Here is a 7,707-nt window from a genome sequence, read left to right as displayed (position 1 = left end):
TCCTTTTCTTTTTTTAACCCTAGGGCTTTATCTACTTCATTCTTAAGATTCATCCCAAGTACAAAGTAAAAATTTAGTTCATCGGTGCTTATCCGCCAGCCTCTACCTGATTCAAGAAAATACGCAGATATCAAAGATTCTAATAAGCGATAACGATAATAATTCTCCCCGTATTCCTCGAGTTTATTCTGTATCTTTGGCAATAAGCTTTTTAGGTCTTCTTCTTGCATTCTGAGTCCCCTGAGATATTTTCTGAATGGCGTAGCCTTTCTTTCTCGTTTCTGAATATCTAGGAGTTCTTGAGTAAGAACGCCCAATAGGAATACTACTTTATGGGCAGGCGTTCTAAAAGTTTCTGCAAATCCTTCGAGAAATCCTTCGGCTTTTTCTTTTAATTCGGTCATAAGTTTATCTCCTTTTGTAAAAGGTTTTTCTTGGGGTATTATCCCAAGTTTTTTAAAGAACAGAAGAGATACAAAGGCTTGTAGTACTAATGGCTTTAAGCATGATTGATTAATAAAACCTTGACGAATAGGTTTCATAAACCAAGAAAAAAGAATGTTGGATTCCAGATTTATTCCCCGGAATGTCTTATCCACTATTTCCAGAAATTCTTTTTGTGATGGAGTAAATTTGCGGAGTCCGTCAAAACGATATTCAATATTTGGATACTTTTTCTTTTTAATCTCAACATCTTTGAAAATCAAGTGTTTTTCTACTTCTCCTTTGGCTTCAAATATGGTACTTATTCTGGAAGGCAAAACATCTTCAACAAGAAGATTAATTTTAAAAACTTGGGGGTTTGGAGTTTTAAAGAACAGAAAATTATAAGTTAGTACATCCTGTAATTCACCCAATTCTTCTAATATCTCATTTTCATCTTCAGATATGCGTTTTAAAGATTTTCCTTGTAAAGTTTCATCGGGTCGAGTTGACATCTTAAAAAAGGTTTCAATAATCTCGCCCGATTCTTTCGTACTGAATATAAACTTTGGAATTAGATAATAATTCTGTCCCCCCATCTTGGGTGAAAGCGTTTTTGTTTCATCTAAGAACCTATTTCCTTCTTCTATCTTTAAAGAACATTCCAAGCATATAGGAGCATTTTTCCAAGCATCTTTTTTATTGAAACCACCGGCAACATAACCAGGTTTATCCAGAGTATAAAATGGAATTGGAATTGCCTCACCATAAACTTCATTCTTTTTTTCACCACAGACAGCACAGTTATGGTCGGTCTTAACTATTTTGTTGTATTTCTCTTTCACAGAATAAACAAGTAAATCCTTAAATGGTTGAAAGTCTCCTACGTATCTCAAATCATTATTCTCTTCAACAGCTAGGGTAATCACGCCGCTCTGTTTGGGTTGTAATGAAGGTTTGATCTCATTCCATTTGTTTGAAAGGTCATAAAGTATAGTATTTTCTGATTTCTCAAAGGCTACCTTGAGAGCTAATACTATAGGATCATCTTTAGTTTTAATGCTTTTGAACCACCCCTTCATCTTATTATTAAAAGCTTTTTCTATTCCAGTAATTTTGGCAGTAGGTGTAAAGTCAGGTCCCTTGGACGCCCCTCGTCGATAAAGATATTTTTTTATTTTTGATTTAGACGCTTCCTCTATAGCTATATGACTGTATTGATATACATCATTTGTTTTCTTAAACACAATCACCAATATCTTCGGACAACTCCCATCTTGATTCGGGTCTTGCACGAGAATAGAAAGAAGGTCCGATGTATCCCTGCCTTCTCTTTCCAAATTTTGCTCTCCTAATTCCTTTATCGCCTGAATCATTTTTTATCCTATATTCTTGGTATCACCTGGTTGATAGTATATATATCACTCTTTAAAGTCTTTTCTTTGTAACACCTCAAAACATCCAAAACCCTGGGAGTTTTTGCTTCCGAGTCCTGTGTCATAGAGGATTTTCATTAGCTCCGGGTCTCCGCTTAATTCAAAAATCCCCATCCATCCCTTTATCACCGTGCCCTTATACGACATAATTTTCTCATTCTTATTGGACAGATTCTGTCCAATTAGTTTTATTTCTCCACGAGAATCTTTATTGTAAAATGCCTTGAGTTTCTTCTTGGCGTTTCCTGACAGGAGTTGGCTAAATTCTCTCTCGAACGGGTTGTAGTAATAGGTTTTTTTTCTTCCATTTGATGATGATAAAGTGCTATAGATCGTTACAGGTGATAGCATCTTGATCCTAATTTTGCTTTGATCAATGGGAAAGTCAGAAACTTCTACCGAAATAACAGAAACAACATTCGAGGCGATTCTTAATGTCTCCTTTCTTAGTAATTCTTCACCAATTTCCTGTATAAATTGTTTCATTACTGAGCTAATAATAATCTTGAACGGTGAGGAAAAAGCTATAACCCCATCACTGCTATTAGCATTGTATTTTCCAAGAATTCGAGAGAAGGTAAAAAGCTTGAATTTTCTCTTTTCGAGAGGAAATCCGTAGTCGTGCAATATTTGAGCAAGCTTGGGCGATATTGAATTGTAGATAAAGCCTTGAATGTAGTGATTATAATGTATGGGTACTGAAAATTCCTTTTCAGATGAAAGTTCAACAACCAGCCTCATAAATACCCCCCGAGTAGAGTAAGCTATAGAATAATTCTTTTTACTATTAAAAATCAAGTATTAAACGAAATTCATTTGAATATTAGTTAGAAAAAACCTGGTGCCTGCCATGTATATTGACTTATAAACTATTTTTGTTCTTCGTCCCCGCTATTTTTCAAATTATCTTTATTACGCTCCTCGTCATGAACTTCCTCTTTCTTGTCCTTTTCTTTCTTTTCATCGAAGTATCCTAATTTTTAGATAAAAAAAGGAGATCGACAGAGGCGTTTGGCCTTCCCAGCAATGACATTTGAGTCAAGTCAGATCGTCACGCAGGGGTTTAAACTGATCACTTCGACCTAGTCAGGACAGGCGCTTTGGCTACGCTCACGACAGGTCCTCAGGCAAAGGAACTGATCCACACTTCGACGGGCTCAGTGTGAACGGTTTATTATTGCCATCGTAGAACCGGGGTCAGGACAGGCCCTTCGATCCTTCGATGAACTCAGGACTCAGGGCTCAGGATTTTTCGGAATGATCCTTGTATGGAGTCCTGATAGGGGGGTTCGGGAGTGATGGTTAAGAAAAAACATTTAAAAATATTTTATGAGGAACGCAGGTATGCGTTCCCTACAATAAAATTAAAAAGGGGACGCGCTTTTTAACTATGGGATAACGTGAGACAATGTATATCCTACAGATTCACATCCAGCCCAATCCCAACCACAAATGCGTTTCATATATCGCTTGAGCCAGCGGGATGTATCACAGATTGGGTTGTAAAAGGAGTGGTGTTGGATATATCAAAAAACTTATTACACTATCCTCTATCTCAAAATGCTGATATTCCACTCTCAAAAATAGCATTATAGGAAATAGGTTAAGGAACTATGACCGAAACTAACACTCCACGAAACCATAACCTCGGGCTTGGCGTCCTCCTTACTGTTCTGGCCTTTCTTTCTGTCGCGATTATGAGTGCATTTGGCAAGGCGGCCACCAAGTCGGTTTCCTCTGGAGTCTTGGTATTCTTCCAGAATTCGATAAGTCTTGTTCTCCTAACTCCTTGGATTGTACGAGGTGGAATCGGTAACCTGCAGACGGAGCACTTCTGGCTCCATTTCGTTCGTGGTGTTTCGGGGTTGCTTTCTCAGTATTTCATGTTTATTGCCCTCAATTATATTTCCCTTGTAGACGCGGTTCTGCTTGTTAATGCCGCCCCATTATTCATTCCCCTCGTCGCCTGGATCTGGTTAAAACACGGGGTCAGCGGTAGATTATGGTTTAGTCTTGTGATCGGCTTTGTTGGCATTGTGTTAATAATACAACCAGGAAGGGACGTCTTTAGCTGGGCAACCTCTCTGGCGCTTATAGCCGGTATCTTCTCTGCCATCGCGCTTGTTACCGTCGGTCGTTTAAACATCACAGAGCCCTCAACACGCATTCTCTTCTACTACTTTTTGATCTCAACTGTACTGACGGTGCCTTTATTAATTACCGAGTGGTCCACGCCTGAACCGATAGCCTGGATTTACTTGATCGGAATTGGGTTAACCATGGCAATAGCTCAGCTTCTTCTCATCCTCGCCTATGAACAAGCCTCACCGTCACGGGTTTCTCCATTCAACTATTCCGTCGTAGTCTTTTCAGGAATAATCGGATGGATCGTATGGAATGAAGTGCCGAATACTTTGTCGATACTCGGAACCATACTTGTCTCGGCTGGTGGAATTCTCTCCGTTATCCATTATCATAAAAAACACAAACCCTTTCCCCTGAACCAAGCCTCGAATGTGTTGGCAAAAAAATCCGTCGCTTAGCAGAAGGGTCACGACTTTCCCATGAGTTCATAAATTTCTTTATCGGATAGGCCGAAATAGTGTCCTATCTCATGTATTAATACCTCATTAACCTTATCCTCAATCTCCTTTTCATTTCTACAAATTCTCTCTATATCCTTCTGATATAAGACGATTTGATCCGGGAAGCCAGCTACCTGCCACACGCTCCTCTTCGGCAGAGGCACACCCCTATAGAGACCCAGCAATAGACTATCTCTTCTTAATTTGAGTGTTTGTAGATCGTCCCTAGTTGGGTAATCCTCAACAGTTATGACAACATTCTCAATTTTCTTTCTGAATTCCTCAGGGATTGAGCTGTACGCCCTTTCAACAAGTTCTTCGAATGACTTCTTATCCACAATATGCGAGTTTTAAAATTTGAATATAGTCGTTATACATATCACACTTTAATATCACTCTAATTCTTCATAACGAAAACAATTAATAACGTGATCATTAACCATTCCAGCAGCCTGCATGAAGGCATAGCAAATTGTTGAACCCACAAATCTAAAACCCATCTTTTTTAGATCCTTGCTCATTGCATCCGATTCCTCAGTCTTAGCTGGTAATTCCTTTATAGATTTCCATCCATTTCGAATTGTTCTGTAGTTTACAAACTGCCAGATATATTTATCAAACGTCCCAAATTCTTTGCGAACAGCCAGAAAGGACTTAGCATTTGAAATTGTAGAATCTATTTTTAACTTATTTCTTACTATTCCAGAATCCTGAAGTAAGCGATCAACCTTTGATTCATTGAACTTAGCGATCTTAAAGGGATCAAAGCCTGAGAAGGCTCGTCTGAAGTTCTCTCGTTTTCTTAGAATAATTGACCAGCTTAAGCCAGCCTGAAAAGCATCAAGAATTAAGAATTCAAAGAGTCGTCTATCATCATGAAGAGGTACGCCCCATTCCTTGTCGTGATACTCTGTTAATAAGGGATCGTACCAAACCCATTCACATCTAGTCAACATTTATTAGACTTGGTAAATTTGTTACTCGAAAATAGGCGAGTAATTAACTGCATGATTAATTTTTATCCAGTCATCGACCAGGGGTCAAGGATCTTCTTCAATTTATCCTCTGGAAGAACATTCTTCTCCATACAGATCTCTCTGACCGTCTTACCGGTATCGTATGCCTCTTTTGCTATCTTGGCAGCCATATCATATCCAATTAATGGGGCCAAACTTGTGACCATGGCTAGGCTCTTCTCTATCATTTCTTCACATCGCTTCTTATCAGCCTTTATCCCGGATATGCATTTGTCAGCAAAAACCCTGGAAGAACTCGCCAGCAACCTTATAGATTCAAGAAGGTTATGTCCTGTGACCGGCATCATGACATTTAACTCAAAATTCCCCAGCATACCTCCAACGGTTATGGTTAAATCATTCCCTATGACCTGGGCAGCCACCTGACAAACCGCTTCGGGAATTACGGGATTTACTTTAGCAGGCATTATCGAAGATCCGGGCTGAACGGGCGGAATAAGGATCTCAGCCAATCCACACCGAGGACCACTTCCAAGCCATCTAATATCGTTAGCAATTTTCATAAGGCTCACCGCCAGAGTTTTAAGAACCCCGCTTGTTTCAACAATAGTGTCTTTAGAACCCTGAGCCTCGAAATGATTTTCCGCTTCCCTGAACTTAATACCCGTCAATCTGCTCAGTTTGCTCGCAACTATTTTAGCAAACCTTGGATGCGTATTTATGCCAGTTCCTACCGCCGTTCCACCTATTGCCAATTCCGATAGATTTACATGTGTGCCATGTAACCTTCGTATTCCATGTTCTATCATACTCGCATATCCACCAAACTCCTGCCCCAACCTTATTGGAGTTGCATCCTGAAGGTGGGTGCGGCCAATTTTCAAGATTTTGTCAAATTCCTTTGCCTTTTTTGAAAGAGACTTGTGAAGGTGTCTTAAAGCAGGAATTAAGTCCTTCTCAATCGCCTCGAGAGCAGATACGTGCATTGCAGTGGGGTATACATCATTACTCGATTGCCCCATATTTACGTGATCGTTTGGGTGGACACTTTTTTTATCTCCCTTTTTCGCACCCAATATCTCATTTGCACGATAGGCTATTACCTCATTAACGTTCATGTTCGTGGAAGTGCCAGAGCCAGTCTGAAAAACATCTAAGACAAAGTGGTCATCGAGCTTTCCATCCGCTACCTCCCTAGCGGCCTTGACAATAGCAGACCCCTTATTCTTATCTAACAGCCTTAGCTCCATATTTGCCTCAGCCGCTACGAGCTTAATAAGACCCAATGCCCGTATAAAATGTCTAGGCTTCCTAATACCACTTATAGGAAAATTTTCTATCGCCCTGGCTGTTTGTGCGCCATAATATGCGTCGACAGGCACCTTCATTTCACCCATAGTATCAGATTCTATTCTATGTGTTTGTTTAGACATTACTTATAGCCTCCTTCGCCATACTTTGCTTGCGTTCAATACTGAAAAATTCCACTCGGGAATAAAAATCTATCCAAACGAACTTACAAGTCAAATATCAGAATGGATAATTTAAGACGCAATATTGCTGATTTAAATTCTTATTTTTGATACTGTGCATGGATATGACAAACGGAAAGAATGTAGGAAGGATACAGGACTGAAAGAAATTTCTACTTTGAAGGAAGTAAGCCTAAAGATTCCTTGATTTTTCCGAATCTTCTAGAAAGATTCTCCTTAGCATCAAGAACAATGCTGAAAACGGATGGAACTAGAAACAATGTGAAAATTGTTGAAACCGTGAGCCCACCAACCACCACGCTACCCAAGCCTCTATAGAATTCAGAGCCGGATCCAGGGGAAATTACCAGAGGAAGCATTCCGAAAACACTCGTCATCGTGCTCATAAAGATTGGTCTTATACGTGTTTTCACTGATGCCACTATCGCATCACTGGTTTCGTATCCCTCATCACGCATGTGGTTTAGCGCCTGATGAACAATGAGTATGGCATTATTTACGACTATTCCTATGAGTATTATAAATCCCAGCATCGTGAGAACATCAAGTGGTTGATAGGTAAAAATATTTAATAGTAATAGTCCGAGAAATCCACCAAACGATGCAAGCGGAACGCTGAACATGATTACAAAGGGGTAGAGAAAACTCTCAAATAGCGAACACATCAAAAGATAAGCAATTACAGCAGCAAGTACAAAATTCCACTGAAGGGCCTTACGAGTAACGGTTAAATCATCGGCGGTACCAGTTAAGATTGCACTATAAGAACCCCCGAGTTCGCCACTGCTACGAA

Annotated in this window: 7 protein-coding genes; 1 reads left to right on the top strand and 6 read right to left on the bottom strand. The window is 39.7% G+C overall.

All coding sequences use genetic code 11. The annotated features are described in order from the left end of the window. Together VGA95_12285 and cas6 are read right to left on the bottom strand one after the other, a co-directional pair. On the bottom strand, window positions 1-1,799 hold a 1,799-nt coding region (locus tag VGA95_12285), incomplete at its 3' end, for a TIGR02556 family CRISPR-associated protein (protein ID HEX9667317.1). A gap of 45 nt (window positions 1,800-1,844) precedes the next feature. Continuing rightward, window positions 1,845-2,600, bottom strand: coding sequence for a CRISPR-associated endoribonuclease Cas6 (gene cas6, locus VGA95_12280; GenBank protein ID HEX9667316.1), 756 nt, complete (start codon window positions 2,598-2,600; stop codon window positions 1,845-1,847). Between the two features lie 872 nt (window positions 2,601-3,472). Here cas6 and VGA95_12275 point away from each other — a divergent pair. After that, on the top strand, window positions 3,473-4,402 hold the full coding sequence (locus tag VGA95_12275; GenBank protein HEX9667315.1) for a DMT family transporter: 930 nt from the start codon (window positions 3,473-3,475) through the stop codon (window positions 4,400-4,402). Between the two features lie 8 nt (window positions 4,403-4,410). On the opposite strand, the gene VGA95_12270 is transcribed toward VGA95_12275, so the two are convergent. The 4 genes from VGA95_12270 to VGA95_12255 all read right to left on the bottom strand — a co-directional run. Further along, complete coding sequence (locus tag VGA95_12270) at window positions 4,411-4,782, bottom strand: metallopeptidase family protein (GenBank protein HEX9667314.1); 372 nt, start codon at window positions 4,780-4,782, stop codon at window positions 4,411-4,413. Between the two features lie 54 nt (window positions 4,783-4,836). Further along, the gene (locus VGA95_12265; protein ID HEX9667313.1) at window positions 4,837-5,400 is read right to left on the bottom strand and encodes a DNA-3-methyladenine glycosylase I; all 564 of its coding nucleotides are present in this window, start codon (window positions 5,398-5,400) and stop codon (window positions 4,837-4,839) included. Window positions 5,401-5,462: 62 nt separating this feature from the next. Further along, window positions 5,463-6,854 (bottom strand): class II fumarate hydratase, encoded by a 1,392-nt coding sequence (locus VGA95_12260; protein ID HEX9667312.1) that lies wholly within the window; start codon window positions 6,852-6,854, stop codon window positions 5,463-5,465. 212 nt (window positions 6,855-7,066) lie between these two features. Next, the coding region (locus VGA95_12255; GenBank protein HEX9667311.1) for an efflux RND transporter permease subunit at window positions 7,067-7,707 on the bottom strand (641 nt) is incomplete at its 5' end.

The organism is Thermodesulfobacteriota bacterium (genome assembly GCA_036397855.1).
Taxonomy (GTDB): domain Bacteria; phylum Desulfobacterota_D; class UBA1144; order Nemesobacterales; family CSP1-2; genus DASWID01.
The sequence above is the reverse complement of the archived record's forward strand: the minus strand, read 5'-3'. Positions and strand labels throughout refer to the sequence as shown.

What these genes read in the sequence shown, in the direction of transcription:
- VGA95_12260 (HEX9667312.1), bottom strand. Translation starts at nt 6,854, where the DNA reads ATGTCTAAACAAACACATAGAATAGAATCTGATACTATGGGTGAAATG.
- VGA95_12265 (HEX9667313.1), bottom strand. Translation starts at nt 5,400, where the DNA reads ATGTTGACTAGATGTGAATGGGTTTGGTACGATCCCTTATTAACAGAG.
- VGA95_12275 (HEX9667315.1), top strand. Translation starts at nt 3,473, where the DNA reads ATGACCGAAACTAACACTCCACGAAACCATAACCTCGGGCTTGGCGTC.
- cas6 (HEX9667316.1), bottom strand. Translation starts at nt 2,600, where the DNA reads ATGAGGCTGGTTGTTGAACTTTCATCTGAAAAGGAATTTTCAGTACCC.